2 pseudogenes are annotated in these 574 nt (G+C 67.1%); one reads left to right on the top strand and one right to left on the bottom strand.

The features are described 5' to 3' along the window. Positions 1-451: pseudogene (locus A5709_RS15160) on the top strand (S-methyl-5'-thioadenosine phosphorylase); the annotation flags it as partial. A 31-nt stretch (positions 452-482) separates the two neighbouring features. Here the strand turns inward: A5709_RS15160 and A5709_RS28100 are convergent. Next, a pseudogene (locus A5709_RS28100) lies at positions 483-574 on the bottom strand (S-methyl-5'-thioadenosine phosphorylase); the annotation flags it as partial.

Here is a 574-nt window from a genome sequence, read left to right as displayed (position 1 = left end):
CCCCGACACCTACTTCGACTCCGGCGGCATCCATGTCGACTTCGCCGACCCGTACTGCCCCACGTTGCGCGCCGCGGTCACCGCCCTACCCAATGTGGTCGACGGCGGCACCATGGTGGTGATCCAGGGGCCGCGGTTCTCCACGCGTGCGGAAAGCCAGTGGTTCGCATCCGCCGGGTTCGCTCTCGTCAACATGACCGGCTACCCGGAGGCGGTGCTCGCCCGGGAACTTGAAATGTGCTATGCGGCAATCGCCTTGGTGACCGACCTGGACGCCGGTGTCGCGGTCGGCGAGGGCGTGACGACCGTCCAGGTGTTCGCCGAATTCGAGAAGAACATCGGGCCGTTCAAGGAGTTGGTTCGCGAGGCGATCGGCCGGGTCGCAGACGAACGCAACTGCACGCACTGCCTGCCGCACACCGGCGTCACGCTGCCCCTCGAGCTGCCATGAGGGTATTGCTAACGGGGGCCGCCGGTTTCATCGGTTCGCGGGTGGACGCGGCGCGCAACGTGGGGCAGTACGGGTCGGCGAAGTCGACATGGATGCCGCCGGAGTCGAAGTAGGTGTCGGGGC

It is taken from the genome of Mycobacterium sp. E1386, from assembly GCF_001672745.1.
In the GTDB taxonomy this organism is placed as follows: domain Bacteria; phylum Actinomycetota; class Actinomycetes; order Mycobacteriales; family Mycobacteriaceae; genus Mycobacterium.
The sequence above is the reverse complement of the archived record's forward strand: the minus strand, read 5'-3'. Positions and strand labels throughout refer to the sequence as shown.